This window comes from Ruegeria sp. D3 (assembly GCF_056534465.1).
This window is the reverse complement of record NZ_JBQFPK010000005.1, coordinates 115,808-139,257: the sequence shown is the minus strand read 5'-3', so window position 1 is coordinate 139,257 and position 23,450 is coordinate 115,808. Positions and strand designations below refer to the sequence as shown.

General features: G+C 56.8%; 21 protein-coding genes. 8 read left to right on the top strand and 13 right to left on the bottom strand.

All coding sequences use genetic code 11. The features are described 5' to 3' along the window. Positions 1 to 3: 3 nt before the first annotated feature. From ybgF to ACR0DX_RS09455, 8 genes are all read left to right on the top strand, one after another. Positions 4 to 828, top strand: coding sequence for a tol-pal system protein YbgF (ybgF, locus tag ACR0DX_RS09490; protein WP_170354918.1), 825 nt, complete (start codon positions 4 to 6; stop codon positions 826 to 828). A 41-nt stretch (positions 829 to 869) separates the two neighbouring features. Then, positions 870 to 2,078 (top strand): tRNA lysidine(34) synthetase TilS, encoded by a 1,209-nt coding sequence (tilS, locus tag ACR0DX_RS09485; RefSeq protein ID WP_480845931.1) that lies wholly within the window; start codon positions 870 to 872, stop codon positions 2,076 to 2,078. A gap of 76 nt (positions 2,079 to 2,154) precedes the next feature. Continuing rightward, positions 2,155 to 4,071 carry an ATP-dependent zinc metalloprotease FtsH gene (gene ftsH / locus ACR0DX_RS09480; RefSeq protein WP_170354920.1) on the top strand — a complete coding sequence of 639 codons (1,917 nt, stop codon included), beginning with the start codon at positions 2,155 to 2,157 and terminating at the stop codon, positions 4,069 to 4,071. Between the two features lie 94 nt (positions 4,072 to 4,165). Next, a complete protein-coding gene (locus ACR0DX_RS09475; RefSeq protein WP_170354921.1) occupies positions 4,166 to 4,741 on the top strand; it encodes an MOSC domain-containing protein in 576 nt (191 codons plus the stop codon). Positions 4,742 to 4,927: 186 nt separating this feature from the next. Beyond that, positions 4,928 to 6,604 (top strand): formate--tetrahydrofolate ligase, encoded by a 1,677-nt coding sequence (locus ACR0DX_RS09470; protein ID WP_170354922.1) that lies wholly within the window; start codon positions 4,928 to 4,930, stop codon positions 6,602 to 6,604. 58 nt (positions 6,605 to 6,662) lie between these two features. After that, positions 6,663 to 6,968, top strand: coding sequence for a chorismate mutase (locus tag ACR0DX_RS09465; RefSeq protein WP_170354923.1), 306 nt, complete (start codon positions 6,663 to 6,665; stop codon positions 6,966 to 6,968). Between the two features lie 48 nt (positions 6,969 to 7,016). Beyond that, positions 7,017 to 7,907 (top strand): bifunctional methylenetetrahydrofolate dehydrogenase/methenyltetrahydrofolate cyclohydrolase FolD, encoded by an 891-nt coding sequence (gene folD, locus ACR0DX_RS09460; protein WP_170354924.1) that lies wholly within the window; start codon positions 7,017 to 7,019, stop codon positions 7,905 to 7,907. A 203-nt stretch (positions 7,908 to 8,110) separates the two neighbouring features. Then, positions 8,111 to 8,857, top strand: coding sequence for a LytTR family DNA-binding domain-containing protein (locus ACR0DX_RS09455; protein ID WP_170354925.1), 747 nt, complete (start codon positions 8,111 to 8,113; stop codon positions 8,855 to 8,857). Between the two features lie 5 nt (positions 8,858 to 8,862). On the opposite strand, the gene pdeM is transcribed toward ACR0DX_RS09455, so the two are convergent. The 13 genes from pdeM to cpaB form a co-directional block, all read right to left on the bottom strand. Then, positions 8,863 to 9,525 carry a ligase-associated DNA damage response endonuclease PdeM gene (gene pdeM / locus ACR0DX_RS09450; RefSeq protein WP_170354926.1) on the bottom strand — a complete coding sequence of 221 codons (663 nt, stop codon included), beginning with the start codon at positions 9,523 to 9,525 and terminating at the stop codon, positions 8,863 to 8,865. Positions 9,526 to 9,543: 18 nt separating this feature from the next. Further along, positions 9,544 to 11,967, bottom strand: a complete 2,424-nt coding sequence (locus ACR0DX_RS09445; protein WP_170354927.1) for a ligase-associated DNA damage response DEXH box helicase — start codon at positions 11,965 to 11,967, stop codon at positions 9,544 to 9,546. Positions 11,968 to 12,006: 39 nt separating this feature from the next. Beyond that, positions 12,007 to 13,314, bottom strand: a complete 1,308-nt coding sequence (locus tag ACR0DX_RS09440) for an ATPase (RefSeq protein ID WP_170724506.1) — start codon at positions 13,312 to 13,314, stop codon at positions 12,007 to 12,009. A gap of 115 nt (positions 13,315 to 13,429) precedes the next feature. Next, complete coding sequence (locus ACR0DX_RS09435) at positions 13,430 to 13,975, bottom strand: prepilin peptidase (RefSeq protein WP_170354929.1); 546 nt, start codon at positions 13,973 to 13,975, stop codon at positions 13,430 to 13,432. A gap of 4 nt (positions 13,976 to 13,979) precedes the next feature. Next, entirely contained in the window at positions 13,980 to 14,831 is an 852-nt protein-coding gene (locus tag ACR0DX_RS09430; protein WP_170354930.1) for a tetratricopeptide repeat protein, read from the bottom strand. Positions 14,832 to 14,842: 11 nt separating this feature from the next. After that, positions 14,843 to 15,397, bottom strand: coding sequence for a tetratricopeptide repeat protein (locus ACR0DX_RS09425; RefSeq protein WP_480845925.1), 555 nt, complete (start codon positions 15,395 to 15,397; stop codon positions 14,843 to 14,845). A gap of 49 nt (positions 15,398 to 15,446) precedes the next feature. Further along, a complete protein-coding gene (locus ACR0DX_RS09420; protein WP_170354931.1) occupies positions 15,447 to 16,436 on the bottom strand; it encodes a type II secretion system F family protein in 990 nt (329 codons plus the stop codon). A 10-nt stretch (positions 16,437 to 16,446) separates the two neighbouring features. Further along, positions 16,447 to 17,415 carry a type II secretion system F family protein gene (locus tag ACR0DX_RS09415; protein ID WP_170354932.1) on the bottom strand — a complete coding sequence of 323 codons (969 nt, stop codon included), beginning with the start codon at positions 17,413 to 17,415 and terminating at the stop codon, positions 16,447 to 16,449. 12 nt (positions 17,416 to 17,427) lie between these two features. Next, positions 17,428 to 18,867 (bottom strand): TadA family conjugal transfer-associated ATPase, encoded by a 1,440-nt coding sequence (locus ACR0DX_RS09410; RefSeq protein ID WP_170354933.1) that lies wholly within the window; start codon positions 18,865 to 18,867, stop codon positions 17,428 to 17,430. A gap of 24 nt (positions 18,868 to 18,891) precedes the next feature. After that, complete coding sequence (locus ACR0DX_RS09405) at positions 18,892 to 20,127, bottom strand: CpaE/TadZ family protein (protein ID WP_170354934.1); 1,236 nt, start codon at positions 20,125 to 20,127, stop codon at positions 18,892 to 18,894. A 200-nt stretch (positions 20,128 to 20,327) separates the two neighbouring features. Then, the gene (locus ACR0DX_RS09400; RefSeq protein ID WP_170354935.1) at positions 20,328 to 20,951 is read right to left on the bottom strand and encodes an OmpA family protein; all 624 of its coding nucleotides are present in this window, start codon (positions 20,949 to 20,951) and stop codon (positions 20,328 to 20,330) included. 17 nt (positions 20,952 to 20,968) lie between these two features. Next, the gene (locus ACR0DX_RS09395; protein WP_170354936.1) at positions 20,969 to 22,375 is read right to left on the bottom strand and encodes a type II and III secretion system protein family protein; all 1,407 of its coding nucleotides are present in this window, start codon (positions 22,373 to 22,375) and stop codon (positions 20,969 to 20,971) included. A 191-nt stretch (positions 22,376 to 22,566) separates the two neighbouring features. Beyond that, positions 22,567 to 23,442, bottom strand: coding sequence for a Flp pilus assembly protein CpaB (gene cpaB, locus ACR0DX_RS09390; protein ID WP_170354937.1), 876 nt, complete (start codon positions 23,440 to 23,442; stop codon positions 22,567 to 22,569). Positions 23,443 to 23,450 lie beyond the last annotated feature (8 nt).

Sequence of the window (23,450 nt, the reverse complement as noted above, 5' to 3'; positions counted from 1 at the left end):
GCGATGAAAGTTGCAGGATGGGTCCTGGCGGCGGTTCTGACTACCGCCAGCGTGGCGCAAGCGCAAGATCAGCAGACTCTGGCGGATATTCGGCAAGAACTGACTGTGTTGCATGTGGAAATCCAGCGTCTGAAGCGTGAGTTTTCGACAACGGGCTCTCCGGCACCGAACCTGTCCGGCAGTTCGATATTGGAGCGTGTGGACGCGATCGAGGCCGAGTTGCAGCGCCTGACCCGTCAGACCGAGCAGTTGAACCAGCGGGTGCAGAATATCGTCACCGACGGCACCAACCGCATAGGCGATCTGGAGTTCCGTCTGGTCGAACTGGAAGGCGGTGACCTCAGCGCGCTAGGAGAGACCTCGAGCCTTGGAGGGGACACCGAGATTGCTACCGCGGCCCCGACCTCGCCCAGCGCACCGGTTGCGATTGATCAGGGAGAGCTGGCAATCGGTGAACGGGCGGATTTTGATGCTGCGGTGCAAGCATTGGCTGAAGGTAATTTCCAAGCAGCCGCCGACCAATTTGCCAATTTTGACGTCTCTTACCCGGGCAGCCCACTGGCGCCTGAAGCCAATCTGAAGCGCGGGCACGCTCTTGAGGGCCTGGGCGACACGCGTGAAGCTGCGCGTGCTTTCCTGGCCAGCTTTACCGGCGACTCCGAAGGCGCATTTGCGCCTGAAGCGTTGTTTGAACTTGGCTCGGCCCTTGGGCGTCTTGGGCAGCGGGATCAGGCGTGCATCACGCTTGGGGAAGTCGGGGTGCGGTTTCCCGCCTCTCCTGCGGCGACTAGCGCAACGCAGGAAATGACCTCGCTGGGCTGTCCTTGAGCGAACTTGCCGACAGGTTACGATCCGAGCTTCGTGCAGGTTTGCCTGAACGATTGCCTTCTCGACTAGGTGTTGCCGTATCGGGCGGAGGCGACTCGCTCGCCTTGTTGCATCTGATGAATGATCTCGCTCATGACGAAGGTATTGAACTGAGTGCGGCGACAGTAAACCATCATCTGCGCGCGGAAGCCGCGACCGAGGCGCTGTGGGTTTCGGACCACGCAAAGTCTATGGGTGTGTCGCATGACATTCTGGAGTGGCACGGTTGGAAAAAATCGGGAAACCTTCAGGATCAGGCGCGTCGCGCACGGTACGATTTGCTGGCGGACTGGGCGCGGCGAAACCAGATCGGTGCGGTTGCTTTGGGTCATACTGCGGATGATCAGGCCGAGACCTTTCTGATGCGTTTGGGTCGCGCGGCAGGTGTAACCGGTCTGTCCGGTATGTCGACTGTTCGTGATCGTGACGGGTTCGTCCTGTTACGTCCAATGCTGAAGATCACCCGACAAACCCTGCGGGAATACCTGACCGAGATCGGTGTCGAGTGGATCGAAGACCCTTCGAATCAGGATCGCCGGTTTGATCGTGTCAAAGCCCGTGATGGGTTGGTCGGACTTGGTGAAATCGGCATAACGGTCGAGTCTTTGGCACGGGTTGCTGATAATCTTGCACATGCCCGTGATGCCTTGGATCACTTTACGCAGGAATCCGCTGCCAAGGTGTTGGTTCCGGTGTCCGGTGATGTCTGTTTGGATCGCGAGGGCTTTGATGCTCTGCCCCAAGAGATTCAGCGCCGTTTGTTGATTGGCTGCATCCGATGGATTGCGGGCGGTGACTACCCGCCGCGCCAATCAGCGGTAGATGTGGCCCTGCATGCGATCAAACAGGGAAACGGGGCGACATTAGGCGGTTGTATTCTTGTTACAAAAGCGCAGAAAACATGGATTTGTCGAGAGCTAAACGCGATTTCGCACGAAACATGCGATCCCGACCAGACTTGGGATAAACGCTGGATTCTGTCCGGCCCCTCCGGAAGCGATTTGCAAGTAAAACCACTTGGTGAAGAAGGTATCGCGCAGGTTTCAGGTTGGCGTGATTTTGGAAAACCACGTGCGGCTTTAGTCGCCTCGCCCGCGATTTGGCACAAAGATGTGTTAATTTCGGCCCCATTGGCCGGTTTTGGCAACGGATGGCGCGCGGAAATCGTGTCGAAATGGCCCGACTTTCACTCTTCGTTTTTATCGCATTGAACCTGCTTGAATCCTCTCTATTTTAAGAAGCAACCCGGCGGACACGCATCCGCCGAAATCTTTTGGGAGATTTTCCTTGGGCAACGCTCGTAACATCGCCTTCTGGGTCGTTCTGTTTTTGCTGATCCTTGCACTGTTCAATTTGTTCAGCGGACCGGGTGGAACGCTTCAGAGCAATGAAAGAACCTATTCCGATTTCGTGGCCGCCGCGCAAAGCGGTGAAGTCAAAAACGTTACGCTGGATGGTGAACAGATTCGCTATACCACGCAAAGCGGCGCAAATTATGTGACCATCAAGCCAGCTGACGCCGAAGTCACAAAACTGCTGATCGATGAAAACATCCCTGTGCAGGCAGTCAAACAGCAGCAGTCGGGTTTCCAGTCCTTCCTGATCACTCTGCTGCCGTTCCTGCTGTTGATCGGCGTCTGGGTCTACTTCATGAACCGGATGCAGGGCGGCGGCAAAGGCGGCGCGATGGGCTTTGGCAAGTCCAAGGCTAAGATGCTGACCGAAAAACATGGCCGCGTGACCTTTGACGACGTGGCCGGTATCGACGAGGCCAAGGAAGAGCTGGAAGAGATCGTAGAATTCCTGCGCAATCCGCAGAAGTTCAGCCGTCTGGGCGGCAAGATCCCGAAAGGCGCGCTGCTGGTTGGCCCTCCGGGTACTGGTAAGACACTTCTGGCCCGTGCGATTGCAGGTGAGGCGGGCGTGCCGTTCTTCACCATTTCAGGCTCGGACTTTGTTGAGATGTTCGTGGGTGTAGGTGCATCCCGTGTGCGCGACATGTTCGAACAGGCCAAGAAAAACGCGCCCTGTATCGTGTTCATCGACGAGATTGACGCCGTGGGTCGCCATCGTGGTGCCGGTTATGGTGGCGGGAATGACGAACGCGAACAGACGCTCAACCAGTTGCTGGTTGAAATGGACGGGTTCGAGGCCAACGAAGGCGTGATCATTCTGGCGGCCACCAACCGTAAAGACGTGTTGGACCCCGCGCTGCTGCGTCCGGGCCGGTTTGACCGCAACGTAACGGTTGGCAACCCTGACATCAAAGGCCGGGAGAAGATTCTGGGCGTACACGCGCGCAAAACCCCCTTGGGGCCGGATGTCGATTTGCGGATCATCGCGCGCGGTACTCCGGGGTTCTCGGGTGCGGATCTGGCAAACCTCGTGAACGAGGCCGCGTTGATGGCCGCGCGTGTGGGCCGCCGCTTTGTCACTATGGAAGATTTCGAAAACGCCAAAGACAAAGTGATGATGGGTGCCGAGCGTCGCAGCATGGTGCTGACGCAGGACCAGAAGGAAAAGACCGCGTATCACGAGTCCGGCCACGCTGTGGTTGGTTTGGAACTGCCGCTTTGCGATCCGGTCTATAAGGCGACGATCATTCCGCGCGGTGGTGCGCTGGGTATGGTTGTGTCGCTGCCGGAAATGGATCGCCTGAACTATCACCGCGATGAGTGCGAGCAAAAGCTGGCCATGACCATGGCCGGTAAAGCCGCCGAGGTCATCAAGTATGGTGAAGATCACGTCTCGAACGGCCCTGCTGGAGACATCATGCAGGCCAGTCAATTGGCGCGCGCGATGGTGATGCGCTGGGGCATGTCGGACAAGGTTGGCAATATCGACTATGCCGAAGCGCATGAGGGCTATCAGGGCAACACTGCAGGTTTCTCGGTCTCGGCCCATACCAAAGAGCTGATCGAGGAAGAGGTAAAGCGCCTGATCCAGCAAGGGTATGAGCGCGCTCACCAAATCCTGACCGACAAGAACGAGGAATGGGAGCGTCTGGCCCAAGGTCTGCTGGAGTATGAGACCCTGACCGGCGATGAGATCAAGCGCGTCATGAACGGTGACAAGCCAACCGAAGATGATGACGAAAGTGACAAGCCGGACGAAGGCAGCGCACCCAGCGTGACGGCTATCCCAAAGACCAAGGTCAAAAAATCTCCACCCGATGGCGGGATGGAGCCGGAACCGACGGCATAGTTCAAAAACCCGGGCTAAGACCCGGGTTTTTCTTTTCTTTCCCGTGTGCCTGCATTCTAGTGGCGGCTGGAACAGAGCGAAGGAGAGAGAGACGATGCCGGTCTTACGCAAAACGGAATTCACGGCCGAAGTTGTCTGGCTTGGTCAGGTGCCGGCTGGGGCCTCCATCAGGGCCGAGGCCGCGGCCTCATTGTCTCTTGGGTTCGCGGGGGTTGCAGGAGAGCGACACGAGGGGGAAAACCGCGCGTCCTGTGTGCGCATGACAAACATCTATCCGAAGGGCACGGAAATCCGAAATGTACGGCAGCTCTCGGTGTTGTCCCAAGAGGAAATGCAGGAAACTGCGGCCGAGATGGGGCTGGACACGCTTGATCCGTCCTATCTTGGGGTCAGTATCCTGTTGAAGGGTATCCCCGATTTCACCCATGTGCCTCCGTCATCGCGCCTGCAAGGGCCGGATGGAGTAACGATCACGATCGACATGGAGAACCGCCCCTGTGTGATACCGGGACGCGAGGTCGAAGCCGATCTGCCCGGTCACGGTGCCGCTTTCAAGCCTGCCGCGCAGGGACGGCGCGGTGTGACGGCTTGGGTCGAACGCCCCGGAGTTCTGAGCTTGGGTGATTCCCTGACGTTGTTTGTTACCGATCAGCGCGCTTGGGCACCTTAAGACACAGGCTTTCCGATGCGAAACGATCAAAGTTACGTGACGCCACCCTGTAAGTGACGCTACGCCGTTTCAAGACATGATTATGTCGGAATCCACATCTATCGCCACGGTACACGACGGTATGGGTTGACCAGCGCCGACGCCCTGCGTCGGTTTTGCACGGCATTCAATCAGGGACCCTGCCCAATGAGCTATAAATCCGACATCGAAATCGCCCGCGAAGCGAATAAGAAGCCGATTCAGGAAATCGGTGCCAAGATCGGCATCGACTCTGCCGATCTGCTGCCTTACGGCCATGATAAGGCCAAGGTCAGCCAGGACTTCATCAACTCGGTTCAAGACCGCGAAGACGGCAAGCTGATCCTTGTCACCGCGATCAACCCGACCCCTGCGGGTGAAGGCAAGACTACCACCACCGTTGGCCTGGGCGACGGTCTGAACCGCATTGGCAAGAACGCGATGATCTGTATCCGCGAAGCCTCGCTGGGCCCGAACTTCGGCATGAAGGGCGGCGCTGCGGGTGGCGGTTACGCACAGGTTGTTCCGATGGAAGAGATGAACCTGCACTTCACCGGCGACTTCCATGCCATCACCTCAGCCCACTCGCTGCTGTCGGCGATGATCGACAACCACATCTATTGGGGTAACGAGTGCGACATCGACATTCGCCGCGTTGCATGGCGTCGTGTGGTCGACATGAACGACCGTGCTCTGCGTCAGATCACTGCCTCGCTGGGTGGCGTGTCGAACGGTTTCCCGCGTGAAGCAGGCTTTGACATCACCGTTGCGTCGGAAGTTATGGCGATCCTGTGCCTAGCAAACGACCTGAAAGACCTGGAAAAGCGTCTGGGCGACATCATCGTTGCTTACCGCCGCGACAAGACTCCGGTCTACTGCCGCGACATCAAGGCCGAAGGCGCAATGACCGTTCTGCTGAAAGACGCGATGCAGCCGAACCTGGTGCAGACACTGGAAAACAACCCGGCCTTCGTCCATGGCGGCCCCTTCGCGAACATCGCGCACGGCTGTAACTCGGTCATCGCGACCAAGACCGCGCTGAAAGTGGCTGACTATGTTGTCACCGAAGCGGGCTTTGGCGCCGATCTGGGTGCCGAAAAATTCATGAACATCAAGTGTCGCAAGGCGGGCATTGCTCCGTCGGCGGTGGTTCTGGTTGCCACCGTACGCGCGATGAAGATGAACGGCGGCGTCGCCAAGGCTGACTTGGGCGCAGAAAACGTCGAAGCGGTTCAGTCCGGCTGCGCCAACTTGGGTCGCCACATCGAGAACGTGAAATCCTTCGGTGTGCCGGTCGTTGTCGCCATCAACCATTTTGTCACCGACACTGATGCCGAAGTTGATGCGGTCAAGAAATATTGCGCCGATCACGGAGTCGAAGCGGTTCTGTCACGTCACTGGGAACTGGGCTCGGAAGGCTCGGCACCGCTGGCCGAAAAAGTCGTGGAAATCGTCGAAGGTGGCACTGCTAACTTCGCGCCGATCTACCCCGATGACATGCCGCTGTTCGAGAAGGTTGAAACCATCGCCAAGCGCATCTACCGCGCCGATGAGGTTCTGGCCGACAACAAAATCCGTAACCAGCTGCGCGAGTGGGAAGACGCGGGCTATGGCAACCTGCCGGTCTGCATGGCGAAAACCCAGTACTCGTTCTCGACCGATCCGACCTTGCGCGGTGCGCCCACCGGCCACTCGGTCCCGGTGCGTGAAGTCCGCCTGTCCGCTGGTGCCGGCTTCATCGTGGTTGTCTGCGGCGAGATCATGACCATGCCCGGTCTGCCCCGCAAACCGGCCGCGGAAACCATCTGCCTTAACGACGCAGGCGAGATCGAGGGCTTGTTCTAAGCCCCCAAATAAGACATCTCGTGGTCCGGGGATATCCCCGGGCCATGAGGAGACGAACATGCCCACTCTGACACCTCCGCAGGACTGTCATTCAATGCAGGAACTGCGGGTTCAGATCGACAAGCTGGACCGCCAACTGATCGAGATGTTGGTGATGCGTGCGGGATATATCGACCGCGCCTCGCAGTTGAAACCGGCCGAGGGGCTGCCCGCCCGCATCCCGGACCGTGTCGAGGAAGTGGTGCAGCGCGTGCGCGCAAGTTCGGACGATCTGGGTATGGACCCGGACCTGGCCGAACGGCTGTGGCGCATATTGATTGATTGGTCGATCGCACGCGAGGAACGTGTGCTCGGCGCCGACTGATCGGGCGTTTCAGGCGCCTGATCCGTTTTTGATAGAAGGGATGACAGGATGGTAGCCGAGGTTATCGACGGTAAAGCTTTTGCTGCGAAAGTGCGCGCGCAGGTGGCGGATCAGGTTGCGAAGCTGAAAGAGCAAAGCGGCATCACGCCCGGTCTGGCCGTAGTTCTGGTTGGTGAAGACCCGGCCAGCCAGGTCTATGTCCGCTCGAAAGGCAAACAGACCGTCGAGGTCGGCATGAACTCGTACGAGCATAAGCTGGATGCCGAGACCTCGGAAGAAGATCTGCTGGCGCTGATCGACAAGCTGAACAACGACCCCGCCGTGCACGGTATTCTGGTGCAGTTGCCTCTGCCCAAACACCTGAACGAAGACCTTGTGATCAACTCGATCGACCCGGCCAAGGATGTGGACGGCTTCCATATCTCGAACGTGGGTCTGCTAGGCACCGGTCAAAAATCGATGGTGCCCTGCACCCCGCTGGGCTGCTTGATGATGCTGCGTAACTACCACGGGTCGCTGTCGGGGATGGACGCGGTGGTTATTGGCCGTTCGAACATCGTGGGCAAGCCGATGGCGCAGCTGCTGCTGGGTGACAGCTGTACCGTGACCATCGCGCATTCGCGCACCAAGGACTTGCCAGACGTTGTGCGCCGGGCCGACATCGTCGTCGCTGCCGTTGGCCGCCCCGAAATGGTGCCGGGCGACTGGATCAAAGAAGGCGCAACCGTAATCGACGTAGGCATCAACCGGATCGAGCGTGACGGCAAGAACAAGCTGGTCGGTGACGTGGACTATGCCAGCGCGGCCGAGCGCGCAGGCGCAATCACCCCGGTTCCGGGCGGTGTCGGTCCGATGACCATCGCCTGCCTGCTGGCCAACACCCTGACCGCCTGCTGCCGTGCAAACAGCCTGCCGGAACCTGAAGGGCTGACTGTCTAGCGCGTACGATCCGCGCAAACCAAAGAATACGACGGGCCGGGAGTGGAAACACTTACCGGCCCGATTGTTTCACGGAACAATCAACGAAACTTAATCTGGCAGGGTTTGAATATGGCGAGAACGATGATAAACCTATGATCTCAGCGAGTTAGGCGCTTGAGTGTCATGCTCGACTGGAAACAGGAGAGAGTATCTGAGCTGTCATGCCGAATAAACTAAGCTCATTGGTTGCCGAGTTTACGATGCGCCGGGTGGTTGCCGGTGCGATTTTCCTGCCCTTAATGGCCATTGCATTTCAACCGTTCCAGAATATGGATCTGAGCTTTTCCTTGCGCCTGATATTTTGGACCGGGGTCACAGCCTTGGCTTTGGGGGTGACATGGGCGGCGCGACAACTGCTGAAGAAATGGTTCGCTGAAACCTCTTTCACGGGGTGGGATCTTGCTTTTACGTTTGTTGCTTTTGCGCTGTTCGTTCCTTCGCTGTGGCTGATGACCTTGCTTGTCTTCTCGGCTGGTGGGCAGCAGGCACCAGACGTCCTGTCAGTGGTATCTTACGGAGCTTTGTTTACGACCGGGCTGTTGATCATCCGGCGGGCTCCGGTTCAGTCAGCTACGGATCATGACATCGACCGCTTTGCGCCACGACTTTACAGGCGATTGCCGCAAGAGTTCACGGGGCAGGTTCTGCGTCTGGCAGTCCGGGATCATTCCGTTGACGTCGTCACCACCGAGGGACTTTTCACCATCCGATCAAGGTTTACTGATGCCATTGCCGAGATGGAGCCCGAGCGTGGGCATTGCACCCACCGCTCGCACTGGGTGGTCGACGCTGCTGTGACCGGGATTGAAAAGAGTCACGGAAAGACTTTTCTACGCCTGACAAATGGCGAACTGGTCCCAGTCAGTCGCAAGTACAAACCCATACTTGAAAAAGACGGCGTGATCTAAACGCCTCAGCGAGGCATCGGGATCATCTGCGGGGATTGGCCCGTTAGAATCGCCATAGCGCGGTCGCTCATTAGTCCTTTTAGCGCTTCGTCAGAGCTGTATAGACCGCCGGTGTATGTACCATACGCGGGCAACAGTAGGCGCGTTTCGTCGACCAGAAACGCAGCACGCGTGATTGTTCGTCCGCGCAGCCGGAACCGTGCCTTGGGATGGTAGTGACCTGAAACCTCTGCTTGACCGTCCGGTAGGGCTATGTGTCGGAACACAAGCGATCGCAGCTTGTGCTCAGCCAGATGGGTGCCACCCAATTCGACCGGGCCGGGGTCGTGGTTGCCTTCGATCCAAATCCAGGTCCGACCGGCTTGCAATGCCGCGATTTGCAGCTTTTCCCGATTTCCAAGGGCAGAGGCCGCATCTAGGTCGTCAAAGCTGTCACCAAGGCAAATCACTGTGGTTGCTTTGGTGTATTCCACATCGTTTGCTAACCGCACCAGCGTGTCCAGCGTGTCGTAGGGCGGTAGTGAAGCGCCTCCTCGCCGTGCGATGCGTTCTGCCTTTCCCAGATGCAAATCCGACACGCATAGAAGGCTTTCTTCCGGCCACCACAAAGCCCCGGTTCCAAGTGCGCGCAGGTCATGACCGGCGAAGGAAAACGACAATTCGTTCATGGTACGTTCTTTGCTTTTTTACGCGCCCGAGGCAAGTGATTCCAAGCCCGCTTCTTGCAGCAAACGCGCGCTCTCTTCGGCCAGCAGGCGCTCTTCGGCTGATCCTTTGACTGGGACCTTTCCAACCTCAAGAAACAGCGGTGCCGCAAGGGGCGACACCCGGTTCAGCCGTTTCAAGTCGATCTGGTCGCCGATACGCGCAATCATGGCTTCGATCCGTCCGAAGTCGACCAGGCCTCGCATGGCTTCTTCACGGGTAATTTGCATCAGCAGGTGATCGGGGTCGTATTTCAGCAATGTGTCGTACAAAATATCCGAAGAAAATGTTGCCTGACGACCGCTTTTGCGTTGTCCGCCCGTGTTCCGTTCGATTAGCCCTGCAATAGTGGCTGAGGCGCGGAAGGTTCGCTTCATAACGGCGTTCCCGGCCAACCAAGTCTCAAGCCCATTGCGCAGAGCTTCTAGTTGAAAAAGTGGGCGGGGGTCCGTTACGGCATCCAACCCCCAAATCAACGTTGCGTAGTCGGTCGCGACAAAGCCCAAGGGGGCAAGGCCGGTTTCTTCCATCCGTTTTGTCAGCAACAAGCCCAGTGTTTGCTGCGCGTTGCGACCCGCAAAACCGTAGACGCAGAGGTGTTCGCGCCCATTATCGGGAAAGCTTTCGATTAGCAGCCTGTCGCGGCTGGGCAGGCGCGAGACCTGCCGCTGGAGCGTCAGCCATTCGGCCGTATGCGCGGGCAGTTGCGGCCAGTCGGGTTGCGCGAACATGCGCAGAATACGATCGCTCAACTGGGTTGAGGTGGCAAATTTGGTGCCCGAGAAGGTGGCGATCTTAGGCTTTTTGTCTGCGCGGCGGCTGACCTCGACCGTCATCTCGCGCAGCCCCTCATAGCGCACGATCTGACCGCCGATCAGGAAGGTGTCGCCGGGGGTGAGCGAGGCGGCAAAGGCCTCTTCGACCTCGCCCAGTGGCTTGCCGCCCCGGCTGCGTTTCAGGCGCACTTTCAGCGTATCGGTGTCCTGAATTGTGCCCAGATTCATGCGGATACGCTGCGCGGCACGGGGGTCACGCAGTTGCCACAGACTGTCAGGGCGCTGTTGCAGCCGCTGCCAGCGGTCATAGGCGCGCAGGGCGTAGCCGCCGGTGGCGCAAAACTCCAGACAATCATCGAACTGCATGCGGCTGAGATCGGCAAAAGGCCCGGCGGTCGTCATTTCGGAATAGAGCGTATCCGCATCAAACGGCCCCGCCGCCGCCGCGATCAGGATATGTTGGCACAGCACGTCACGGGGGCCTGTGCCGCGTGGCTCTCCGTCCAGATCATGCGCGCGGGCGGCCTCAAGCGCTGCGACGCATTCTACCACCTCGAACCGGTTGGCCGGCACCAGTAGGGCCTTGGAGGGCGCGTTGTATCGGTGATTGGCCCGCCCGATCCGCTGGACCAGCCGTTTGACGTTCTTCGGCGCACCGATCTGGATCACAAGGTCCACGTCGCCCCAATCGATGCCCAGATCAAGGCTGCCGGTGCAGACGATGGCGCGCAGATCGCCGCGCACCATGGCGGCTTCGACCCGCTCGCGCTGTTGCCGGTCAAGGCTGCCGTGATGGATACCGATAGGCAACGCATCGTCATTGGCCAGCCAGAGATTGTGAAAGAAAATCTCGGCTTGCGCGCGGGTGTTGTGAAAGATCAGCGTGGTCTTGTGCTGTTTGATCTGCTCCAGCACAGCGGGGATGGCATAGGCGGCACCACCTCCGGCCCAAGGCGGCAGCTCCTGCGTTTCCAACATCCGAATGTCGGGGTCCGGACCTGGATCGGCCTGCACGATCTGGCAGGGATCAGGGTGGCGTGCCAGAAAGCGCGCGATGGCCTGCGGGTCTTCGACCGTGGCCGACAGACCCACCCGGCGCAGATCAGGGCACAATGATTGCAAACGCGCAAGCGCCAGCATCAACTGATCACCGCGCTTGCTTTCGGCCAGCGCGTGAATTTCGTCGATGATCACCCGCTGCACCCCCGCGAACATGCGCGGCGCGTCCTCATACGAGGTCAGCAGAGCAAGACTTTCCGGCGTCGTCAGCAGGATATGCGGAGGGTCCACCCGCTGACGTTTCTTCTGCGTGGCCGAGGTGTCGCCAGTGCGGTCCTCGATCCGGATGGGCAGGCCCATTTCGTCAGCAGGGCCGCGCAGGTTTCGGCGGATATCTGCGGCCAGCGCTTTTAGGGGCGAAACATAGATCGTGTGCAGACCGCTATGCGCGCCATCGGCCAACTGCGCCAGAGTCGGCAGAAATCCGGCCATGGTCTTACCCCCACCCGTCGGCGCAATCAGCAGCGTCGCCGGATCGGCAGCCCGGTCGAACATCTGTTGCTGATGAGGGTGGATCGACCAACCTTTGGCAGTGAACCAGTCGGTGATCCGGGCGGGAATCTGCGTCATGGGCGCAGACTACCTGCCCGGCATCGAAATGACAGTGGCCTAGTGAACGATCTTTTCTTCGCGCACGAACATGTTGGCCCAGGCGCGGTCGATCAGGTCGGGGCTCATCTGATAGGGGATGCCTTCGAATTCACAGATCGAGATCATCTGGTCGATCAGGAAGATCGGCTGATAGTTTGCATAGATATTGTTGATGGTCGGGTATTTGACCTTCAGCAGATGCACCAGCGCGGCCTCATCCAGCGGCATCCCGCGTTTGCGCGCCACCATGGCAAAGATTTTCAGGAAGTTCTCCTGGTTCGGCCCGTCGATCTTGATCTTGAAGAAGATCCGGCGCAGGGCCGCTTGGTCGAAGATCTCATTCGGGTGGAAGTTGGTCGAGAAGATGACCAGCGTGTCAAAAGGCACCTCGAATTTCTCACCTGACTGCAGGCCAAGGATATCTTTGCTTTCTTCCAGCGGAACGATCCAGCGGTTGATCAATGCCTGAGGAGGCTCGGCCTGACGTCCAAGGTCGTCCACGATAAAGATGCCGCCCGTCGATTTAAGCTGCAGTGGGGCCTGATAGGTCCGCGCAGTGGGGTTGTAGACCAAGTCCAGCATGCTGAGCGACAGTTCACCACCGGTCACAACGGTGGGGCGCTCGCATTGTACATAGCGTGAATCGAACCGTTTGCGGCGGCGTAGGCTGTTGGGGTCGTCGGCCTCTTGCTCGATGGCTGTGTGAACGATCGGATCATAAACGGTGATTACCTGACCGGCATACTCAATTGCGCGCGGGACATAGACATTGTCGCCAAGCGCGTCACGAATACCGTTTGAGATGGACGACTTACCGTTACCCGGAGGACCATACATCAGGATCGAACGGCCTGCGCTTACTGCAGGTCCAAGGTGATCCAAAAGACTGTCGGGCAGAACCAGATGCCCCATTGCCCCGGTTAGCTGGTCGCGGGTGACCTGAATGTTTCGGATGGATTGGCGTTTGACCTGTTCGCGGTAGACATCCAGTGGAACCGGCATGGCACCGAAATATTCCGACTGGCTGAGCGCGTCCAGTGCACGGGCTTTACCTGCATCTGTCAGCTGATAGCCCATCTCGTTGCCGCTGTTGGCGTTCAGGGTACCTGTCGCCTCGATCAGTTTCTGTTCGCGCGAGATATCGATCAGTTCTTGAGTCACCGAGCCCGGCAGGCAGATCGCTTCCGCCACTTCCGAGACCGTATCAACGTTCTTGCGAAAAATGGTTTTCAACAAAATGTCCCGCATCATCACGATGGGCAATTGCATTTCGCCCAAGCCTTTGGGGGCAGGGGGGGCCATTACCGAGGTCGTCTGCATATTCATGAGGGGTGCTCATCCATCCAGTATTCACGCCATTGGCCCACTCGGGCCGCTTGCGAAAAATCTGGTCCCGCTTTGTGGCATCACCAAGGCGGGGACAAGGCGGAGTAATGATAGTTTACGAGCCGTAAACAGTCCCAAGGATCAGGTAGATGGCGAGGCTGCCGCCAAGTGCAAATCCCATGGGAAACTGTTTGTCGCGGGACCAACTTTCCCAATTAGGTGCGATAGCGCGCAGAGCAGTGTTTTTGGCCAGCCTGTGCGTTACAAACGCTGCGAGCGTTGTGGACATTAGAATGAACATCATCGTCACATAGTCGCCGCTCCAAACGAACGCGGAAGCAGCCGCAATAAATTTGGCGTCGCCCGCTCCCATGACCCCGGCTGCGTTGGCAAGAATGCCTATTACTAAAGCGACAAGAATGTGCAGCAACTGCCAAAGGTAGGGCGGAAGCGTTACCGCAAAGGGGCCGATCCAGCCTTCGGACCAATCGGTCGTCCATGGCGGAACGACGATCAGACCGACAAAGGCAAATACTCCGGCCAAGGCAATAACCGCGTGGTTCTTGATCAACATGTCGCGCATATCAGTGAACGCGACATAAAAGCAGATCGGCAGAACGAAAGGCAAAAACCACCCCGCCGCGGCTGCCGGAATTTGCATCAACTTAGGCTTCCTCGAGCGCGCGCAACGAGCGGACGGCTTCTTCGAAGTGTTGCGGATGCGTTGCAATTGCTTCGCGGAACAGGTTCTTTGCAGTTGTTACATCGCCCTGTTTGACCGCGGAAATGCCCATAGTATTCAACAGCATGGCCCGTTCGGCCTGTGTCAGCGGCACGACCGGCATGCTGTAATTGCCCTGCGCCGCGCGGGCAAGAACGAGGTTGTTTTTGGCTGTGAACAGAGACTTGTCCTGTCGAATGGCTTCAGCGAACAAGCGCTCGGCTTCTTCATATTGACCGCGTGTCAGTTTGGAATAGCCCCAGTTGTTCATCACGCCGCCAGGCCGCGTGGTCAGGCCAATCGCCGTTTCATAGAATTGATCCGCCCGTTTCCAGTCCTGGTTTGAGTCGGCGACAACAGCCTCTAACCGATACCTTTTGAAGGTCTCGAAAGTCGGCGGAACGGAATCCAGTACTTTTTTCGCCTCGGTCCAGTTTCCTGCGCGAACCAGTGCGTCGGCATATTCGACCCGATCAACACTGGCCGAGCCCTTCATGTTGGTCACTTTTTTCCAGGCGGCTGCTGCCTCGGTGGTGCGCTTTGCCCGCGCCAACGAAATCGCCAGCCCTCTTTGCAGGTCAATGCGACCGGGATTTTTGGCTGCAGCACCCTGAAAATAGGTGACGGCCTCATTAGGATCGGCTGCTGTTAGCAACACTTCGTTCAGGTTTGTTTCGTCGATAACGTTCACTTCCTGAAACGTCTTTTCGACCTTTTCTTCTTCGGTTTCTTTCGCGCAGGCGGACAGGATCAGCCCGCACGTCACCAATGACATAATCAAGAATTGTTGGCGCATTTTTGCGTCCCTTACTGCTCTTGCCTGTTTTCCTGAAGCTTGCGAAGCTTGAATTGCCCGTCGCCTTGTTGCTCCAGCGTGTATTCTTGTTCTTCGACGTCAGTATTATCAGAATTTTCCATTTTTGCGAGTGCTAAGCGCAGATTGTCCCGAATTGCGTCACTTTCGCCATTGTCTAACGCAAAAGCCCGTCGAAACACCTGAGCCGCCTCTGGATACTCGCCTTTCTCCATCAGAATGACGCCCAGATTGTTCCATGCAACCGGCCAGTCGGGTTCCTCGGAAACGGCGCGACGCAGCAGAGTTTCGGCGGGCTTCAACTGGCGTAATCCCAGGTTGGCAGTACCCATGGCAGCCATGATTTCGGCGGTCATGCCTTGGTTCAGCGCGGCACGGGCAAGGGAATCCAGTGCCAAGTCATACTCACCGGCACGCAGCAGTCGGTTCCCGACCACCAAAGGATCCTGACCTTGGCCTTGTGGATCAATGCCCGGAGCATCCAAATCACCAGGCAGGTTTTCTGTGCAAGAGGCCACCATGGCACATACCATGGCGGCCCCGATCACGTGGCGAATCCTTGGCCGGACACACCTGAGTGTTGAAATCATAAGGCTATCAGCCCCCTGGATTACCGCCTGCAAACTCTGCGATACCTTTTGCCGAAGGTCCAACCAGAATGACCAGCAACGGCGGCACCGTCAGCATCATTGTGGCAAGTGTCATTTTCGTTGGCAACTTGTTAGCAGCTTCTTCTGCACGCATCACGCGTTTGTCACGCATTTCGCCGGCATAAACACGCAGGGCTTCGGCAATCGAAGTACCGAATGTGGCCGATTGGATCATAACGGTCACAAATGAACTGACGTCCTGAACGCCGCAACGTGTTCCGAAATCCCGAAGAACAGTGTCCTTGTCCTTACCAGCTTTCATTTCGTGGGCTACAACCTCGAATTCCTGCGCAATGTCAGGATAGGAAGCCTTCATCTCAGCCGCGACGCGCACGATAGCCTGATCCAAAGACTGGCCTGCCTCAACACAGACAAGCATCAGGTCAAGGGTATCAGGAAAACCGGCGACAATCGCTTCTTCCCGTTCTGCGACACGGCGGGTGATCCAATACCGTGGAAGGAAGTATAAGGCGATGGCGGGGAAACCAATGCGGATCGCCATTTGTTGGCCGGTAAACTCGTTGTCCCCAGCCAAAACGGTCACCAACATCACGCCGATCGCGATACCGACCATCCCCAAAGCAAACTGGGCGAAGTGAAAGAACCGTACCGCGTCCTTAGAGTGATATCCCGCCTGCCGCAGTTTAAGCTGCATCGCTGACAGCTCTTCCTGGTTCTGCGGTTCCAGGAACGTAGAAAACTTTTCAAGCTGTTCGTTGCGGCCGGCGTTGCGCAGGCGATCCTGCTTGCCCATTTTCGTTTTCTTCGGAGCTGCCGTTGAACGCTGTAGCTTTTTCAACGGATCTTCTGGTTGGTTCATCATCAAAGGAACCGCGACCAGGATCATGATCAGGCCGAGGACACCGACGACAATAAGCGGACCGAACTGTCCAAGGTTTTCAGTCAGTAAGGTGTTGATTTGGGTCAAAAATTCCATGGCACTGCCCTCAGACCTTAATGTTTGTCAAAATGCGCATGACGATCAGGTTCAACGTCAGCATGATGCCGACAAAGAAGCAGGCCGGAATGAACCACGGATGGTCAATCACCTCGTCATAATAACCGGGGTCTTTCACAAGGATGAAGACAAGACAGAAGACAGGGAAACCTGACAGGAACTTGCCCGACCATTTGGCCTCGGCAGTGATGGCCTTGACCCTTCGGAACAGGCGGAAACGAGCGCGGATCACCTGTGCCAGACCGGCCAGAATTTCCGCCAGGTTACCACCGGATTGCTGTTGGATGCCGACCGCAACAGACAAGAAGCGAAGGTCCTGCATGTCCAGCCGCTGCGCGAGGTCTTTCAGCGCTTCGCCGACGTCACGGCCATAGGCGCACTCATCTGCGATGACGCCAAACTCGGTTGCCAGGGGATCCTGAACTTCGTTTGCAACAATCTGGATCGAGGATACAAACGGATTGCCCACCCGCAAAGAACGAACCATCAGCTCTACTGCGTCGGGCAGTTGTTCCTCTAGCAAAGCCATCCTTTTCGAAGCTTTATGATTGACCCAAGCATAAACGCCACCGACACCGATAGCGATCGAGATGGCTATCCTCAGAAATGTTGCAGTGGCGGTGCCGATGCTGAGCCCGACAAAGGCGAAAGCAGAAACCAGCACCATTATCATGATCAATTGGCGCGGCGAGAACGCAATCGCAGCCTTCTGCGCCTTATCCGCGAGCAGTGAATAAAGCGGGATGGACTGCGTTTGCATGTGCTGCTGCATCTCTTTACGCAGCTGCTCAAGCACTTGTTCTCGGCCGACGCCTTTGTCCAACATGTCCAAACGCCGGTTTACGCGGCTGTTCAGACTGATGGATTTGCCGAATGCGACCAGATAAATACCTTCGACCAGAGCCAGAACGGCGACGAAGATCACGACATATATGAGAGCCTCAATAGGCAGTTGCATCTCAGGTTCTCCTTACATCGTAGTTGGATCATAGATGGCGGCGGGCAGGTCAAAGCCCCACAACCGGAAGCGTTCGGAATAGTGGCTGCGCACGCCGGTGGCCGTGAAATGGCCTATAATCTTGTTGTCGGGCGTAAGGCCAACACGCTGAAATCTAAAGATTTCTTGCATTGAGATAACATCACCTTCCATGCCCGTGATCTCGGTGATCGAGGTCATTCGGCGTGAACCATCCTGCAGACGGCTGGCCTGTACAATCAGGTTCACAGCGCTTGAGATCTGGCTGCGGACCGCTTTGATCGGCATTTCGATACCTGCCATTGCGATCATGTTTTCCAAACGCGAAATGCCATCACGGGCCGAGTTGGCGTGGATTGTCGTCATCGAACCATCGTGGCCAGTGTTCATGGCCTGCAACATGTCGATCACCTCGGCGCCACGCGTCTCACCCACGATGATGCGGTCGGGACGCATACGCAGGGCGTTCTTCAGACAGTCGCGCGGGCTGACTTCGCCTTTGCCTTCTACGTTTGGTGGACGGCTTTCCATCCGGCCCACATGGGTCTGTTGCAACTGAAGTTCCGCCGTATCCTCGATGGTCAGGATGCGTTCGGCATCGTCGATAAAGCTGGACAGAGCGTTCAGCGTGGTCGTTTTACCAGAACCCGTACCACCCGAAACGATCACGTTCAGGCGTGTCGACACCGCAGCTTGCAAATAGGCGGCCATTTCTTCGGTGAACGCACCAAAATTGACCAGGTCGTCGATGCCCAGTTTGTCCTTTTTGAACTTACGAATGGACACCAACGAGCCATCAACCGCAATCGGCGGCACCATGGCGTTGAAACGCGACCCATCTGCCAAGCGGGCGTCAACATAAGGGTTGGATTCATCAACACGGCGACCCACAGCGGATACGATCTTGTCGATGATCCGCATCAGGTGCTTCTCGTCCTTGAAGGTGATGTCGCTGATTTCCAGCTTACCGGCACGCTCCACAAAAATCTGCTGCGGACCGTTCACCAAGATATCGTTGACCGTGTCGTCTTGCAGCAAGGTCTCAAGCGGGCCAAGACCGGTAACTTCGTCATAAAGCTCTTTGTTCAGTTGGAAACGATCGTCCCGATTCAGAACAATGTTCTTGGTCTCAAGGACTTCACTTGCAATGGCACTGATTTCTGAGCGAAGGTCGGATTCGTTGGCGTTTTCCAGTGCAGCAAGGTTCAGGTTTTCAAGTAGTTCACGGTGCAACTCGATCTTGATCTCGCTCAACCGCTCTTTGCGCTTGCGCTCGCGATCGGATGCTGTCGGCTCAGCGGCCTTTTTTGCCACAGGCTTGCGGATCATCGCGTTTGCTGTGGGTGCCTGTGGGGCTGCAGAGGTGGGCGTTGTCGCCTTGACCTCGGCCTGAACAGGCTGCGCTTCGGGCTGTTTTTTGTATCTTGAAAACACGGCGGTTCCCCTTTCGGACCTGTCTTACGCAGCTTCTGCGTCGCTGCTGCCAAGGCTGTGGAGCGATTTTGCCAGCTTTGCGATTTCACGGCGCAGCGGGTTTTTGGCGGCTGAACTTGCCAGCGGTAAACCATGGTCACCGCTTTGCATGACGGGTTTTCCCCCATCCGGCAGTTGCAGGTCGATGGATATTCCAAGGCTTTCACCCATCCGTTTGACGCGGCTTTTCCCGTTCAGATCGGTAAACTTCGGAGCTCGGTTCAACGCGAAACGCAGTTTGTTGAACGGTAGCTCTTCCGCTTGAAGAGCGCGCTTCAGACGCAGGGCGTTTTGTGCCGAGCGCATGTCGAGTTCGATGACTGCAAAATACACATGGGCCGCTTGCAGGATGGTCTCGGACCATTGCACCAAAGTCGACGGCATGTCGACAATCACGTAGTCAAAATGCTTGCGCGCAGTGTCAATAACGCGCTGGATATCTTCCGGAGTGATCAGATCCAACGGCACCATGTCAGACGGCGCGGTCAGAACCTCCATCTTGTCCTCGTAGGACTGCAGCGCCTGAGAGAACATGTCGTCATCCATGGACGCCGTGTCAGACAGCATTTCGAACACTGTTTCTCGGCGCGGTAGATCCAGGTAAGTCGAGACCGTACCAAACTGTAGATCCAGGTCGATCAGGCATACCTTGGGAGAAGTCTTGTCCGACGTGGTCGCAAGTTCCCAAGCCAGGTTCACGGCCATGGTGGTAGATCCGACTCCACCGGCCAATCCGTGAACCACAAACAAGGCACCTTCCTTTGATGCCCCTTGGGGCAGAGACACGGCCGTTTCCTGTGTCACAACCGCGGGATCAGGTTTGTTCATACGCGCAATGGCTTCCTGCAACTCACCTTCCGGAAGCGGGTAGGGGACGAATTCATCAGCGCCTTTCCGCAAGAGTTGGTGCAACGCTGCAGGAGTCACGTCCTCGGCGATCAGAACCACTTTGATCCTCTTTTCCTTCGCGCGAGAGATGATTTCACCCATCATGGTCAGGTCATCTTCGTCCTCACCATCAATAGCTAGGGCCACGAATTCTAAACTGTCGGCTTCAGGCTGGCCGAAAAACGCAAGAGCTTCTGCAAATCCCAGGTCGCCCCAACGCTCACCCAGTGCCGCTTCCATATCTTCAATCAGCAGATCAAAGTTCTGGACGTCACGACTGATCGTGCAGGCCAGAATGGCGTTGTTGTCTTCGTTTGTCGTGGCGTTCGTCATTAACAAAATCCTCGTCCAGAGGGCAGCAAACCGCGACGAACCGTTCAGGTTTGCCTCGGCGAGCTGATGCCCGGTTGCGGCTTTTTTTGCCGCACTACACCCAATTGTTGAGAATTTGGCTTGGAACTTAGGCGAGAATGGGGCGCAAAAGAACCAATTGTTGGGAATTGGGCGACGATGTCGCCCAATTCGCGTTATTATTACTCAGATGCCTCGGCGGCGTCTGTGTCTACGATGAAGCTCTCGGTTGTCGCGCTTTCAACGTATTCGCGGTAGATGACTTCCGCGTACTTGCCGTCAAGTAACTGAGGTTTGCGATCTACAAAGCCAGACACTTCTGTAATCGTACGGCGGTTGCGTCGATCCCTGTTCGGCGTGTCGATCAGAGGCTGCGTTTTACCGAAGGAAACAACAGCTTCTAGCCGCGAGCGCGAAATACCTTGCCGTGTCAGGAACGCGACCGCTGCATTGGCGCGACGCTGGCCTAGGCTTTGGTTATACGACTGAGAGCCGACTCGGTCCGTATGGCCGTAAACGCGGAATCGCGCTTCGGGGAACTGCTTGATCCAATCGGCTTGCCGTAACAGTACACGCTGTGCGTTTGCGTCAAGCTGTGCGCTGTCGAACGCAAAGTTGATCTGCGTTGGCACTTCCGCCGCGAACCTGCGACCTAGGATCTGAGCATAGGTGAGTTCACCTGTCATAATCTGCCGGTTGTTCAGAGTTGCGTTTCCGAAGGCACCTTGGTCGACTTCATATCCGGCCTCACGCGTACAAGCGGCGACAGCGACCGAAAGACCCAGTGCTATAATCCACTTCTGCATTGGTCCTATCCTCCTAATCATTCCAGGATGTAGCCGTAGGAGCTACCAAAGTCCTGTTTGGCGACTTCAGACGCACCACCTGATCCTAAACGTTCGGTGCGTGCTGTCTTGCCGTTGATGAACAGATCAAACTCGCTTGGGGGCTTGACCCGGTCGGTCGGCAGAGCCAGCGCTTCACCACGTGTGGGCGAGACCAGATGCGCAGTGACAATCACGACGAGTTCCGTTTGCTGGCGCTGGTATTCAGCACTGCGGAACAGCGCACCCAGTACGGGAACATCGCCGAGCCACGGAACCTGATTGTTCAAGTCGCTGAAGTCATCCTGAATCAGCCCCGCAATCGCAAAGCTCTCACCATCCCGCAGCTCAACCGTGGTTCTGGTCCGACGGGTGACAAAGGACGGTACGTTGTTACCCGCAATCGTGAAGTCCGAGCTGTTGTCGATGGCCGACACTGACGTACCCATTTCCAGGTTAATCAAGTCGCCGTCCACAACGCGCGGAACAAACAGGATCTGAACACCAAATGCGCGGTATTCAATCGCGATGTTGCCGTCATCCGCGGGAACCGGGATCGGCACTTCGCCACCTGCAAGGAATTCTGCTTCCTGACCCGACAGCGCGGACAGGTTCGGTTCCGCAAGGCTACGCGCCAAGCCTTTAGCTTCGAGCGCTTCCAGCAACAAGCGAACCTGTGTGGAGCCTGCGCCAAAACCGAACAGAATCGCACCTGTGTTGGTTTGTTGCAGAGGAATGTTATTATTCAACGCGTTAGCCAAAGCACCGGCAGAGTTAAGTGTGTTGAAACCCCCGGTTACGTCGCTTCCTCCAAAGCCCAGCGACGCCGTCAGGCTTTTTGCCACTGATCGGCTCATTTCGGCAAAGCGCACTTTCAGCATAACCTGCTGGACGCCGCCGACCGACATCAGGTTGGAAACACGCTCGGGCGCGTAGCGCTCGGCCAGTTCCAATGCCCGCGCCAGTTTGGCTGAGCTAGAGATGGTGCCCGACAGTACAATACCGTCATTTGCGGTCCGCACTTCGATCGGCTCATTCGGCAGGATCTGCCGCAGCCGTTCTTTGAATTCGGATACATCCGGGGAAACCCGAACGCGCACGTTGGCCAGCAAATTGCCAGCACCGTCGAACAATGTCAGAGTGGTCAGACCGGGCGCCTTGCCCAATACATAAATGGTACGGTCCGAAAGCGACGAAATATCAGCGATTCCCGCGTTGGCAATGCTGAGTTCGGCAAACGGTTCCTCACTCTCAACAACAATTGCGCGGTTCATCGGGACGTCCAGCGTTTCCGCTGTGCCCTTCTTTACCACACGAAGATTTTGAGCCCAGGCTGCATCGCCGATGGAACTCACTACAAGCGTCAACCCCAGAAGGGTTGCGCTAATCCAAGAATGTATTTTCATGTGACCTGCCTCTCCGATCACGCCTCGTTTTAGGGCTAATGCCTTATGTGCAATAACACTGCGTCAATTGCTAATTTATTGCAATAATCAATGGTTTCTGGAATTTTCCTTATGTGGACAATTCGCAACAACCAAAATGAAACAAGCCGCGCTGGGTGCGCGGCTTGTGCCAGTAAATCCCTGATTTAACGTTAGTTTGTACAGGGAATTTGACTCTGAACAATTTCTGCACCACGCCGGATATTGGTGTAGCACTTGCGCTCTTCCACCTTCGCCTCGACAGGCGCGGCTTCCTTGATTCCCAATAGCTTTCGCTGATCAACCTCAATCGCGCTGGCGACCGTTTCGTCCTGAACACCCACCAAGGCCAGAGACATCCGTCCGGTGTTTTGTGCCTGCGCCAAAGACGCAATCTGTTCAGGCGTTGCAGCTACGGTCACAGTACGCGCGATGCTCGCGCCCGTCAGATCAGACCCTGCCGTTTGGTCGACGGCAATCAGTTCGACGTTGGTTTGGATCAGGCGCGTGATTTCACCACCTTCACCCGTAAGGGCCCCTGAAACTGAACCAGTCCAGTAAACATCGACATTGTCACCTGGACGCAAAAAGCCGGATACTCCTGACGCAACGTCGACCCTGATAGCAAAGGCGCGCATTCCCTTTTGGAGGCGCGAGGTCAATCCAGCAGATTCTCCAGGTTTGGTGACCTTGACTTCCAGCAGAGCCTCATTTTTCTCCATGGCTCTCAGAATATACCTGTCGCCCTTTGCGTCTTCGGGAAACAATGTGGCCAGTTCCTGGAAGGTACCTTCTGGAAGTGCGTCTTCAGGCCATTTGACAAGTCGGACATCCTCTTGAACCAGGCGCTCTCCATATTTCAACGGGCGGTTCGATACAAAAACGTCCACGGTGGCGATGTTGGTGGCGTTTGCCATCGCGTCTTGCGCGGCTTTTTTCTCTCGTTCTAGCTGGGCTTGAGTTTGTGCGATGTAGTCTTGCGCCAGATAAACAGCGCCACCGGCCAAAGCGACCCCGACAATCAGGACAAGTCCAAATACTGCGCGCATTTGCGTAC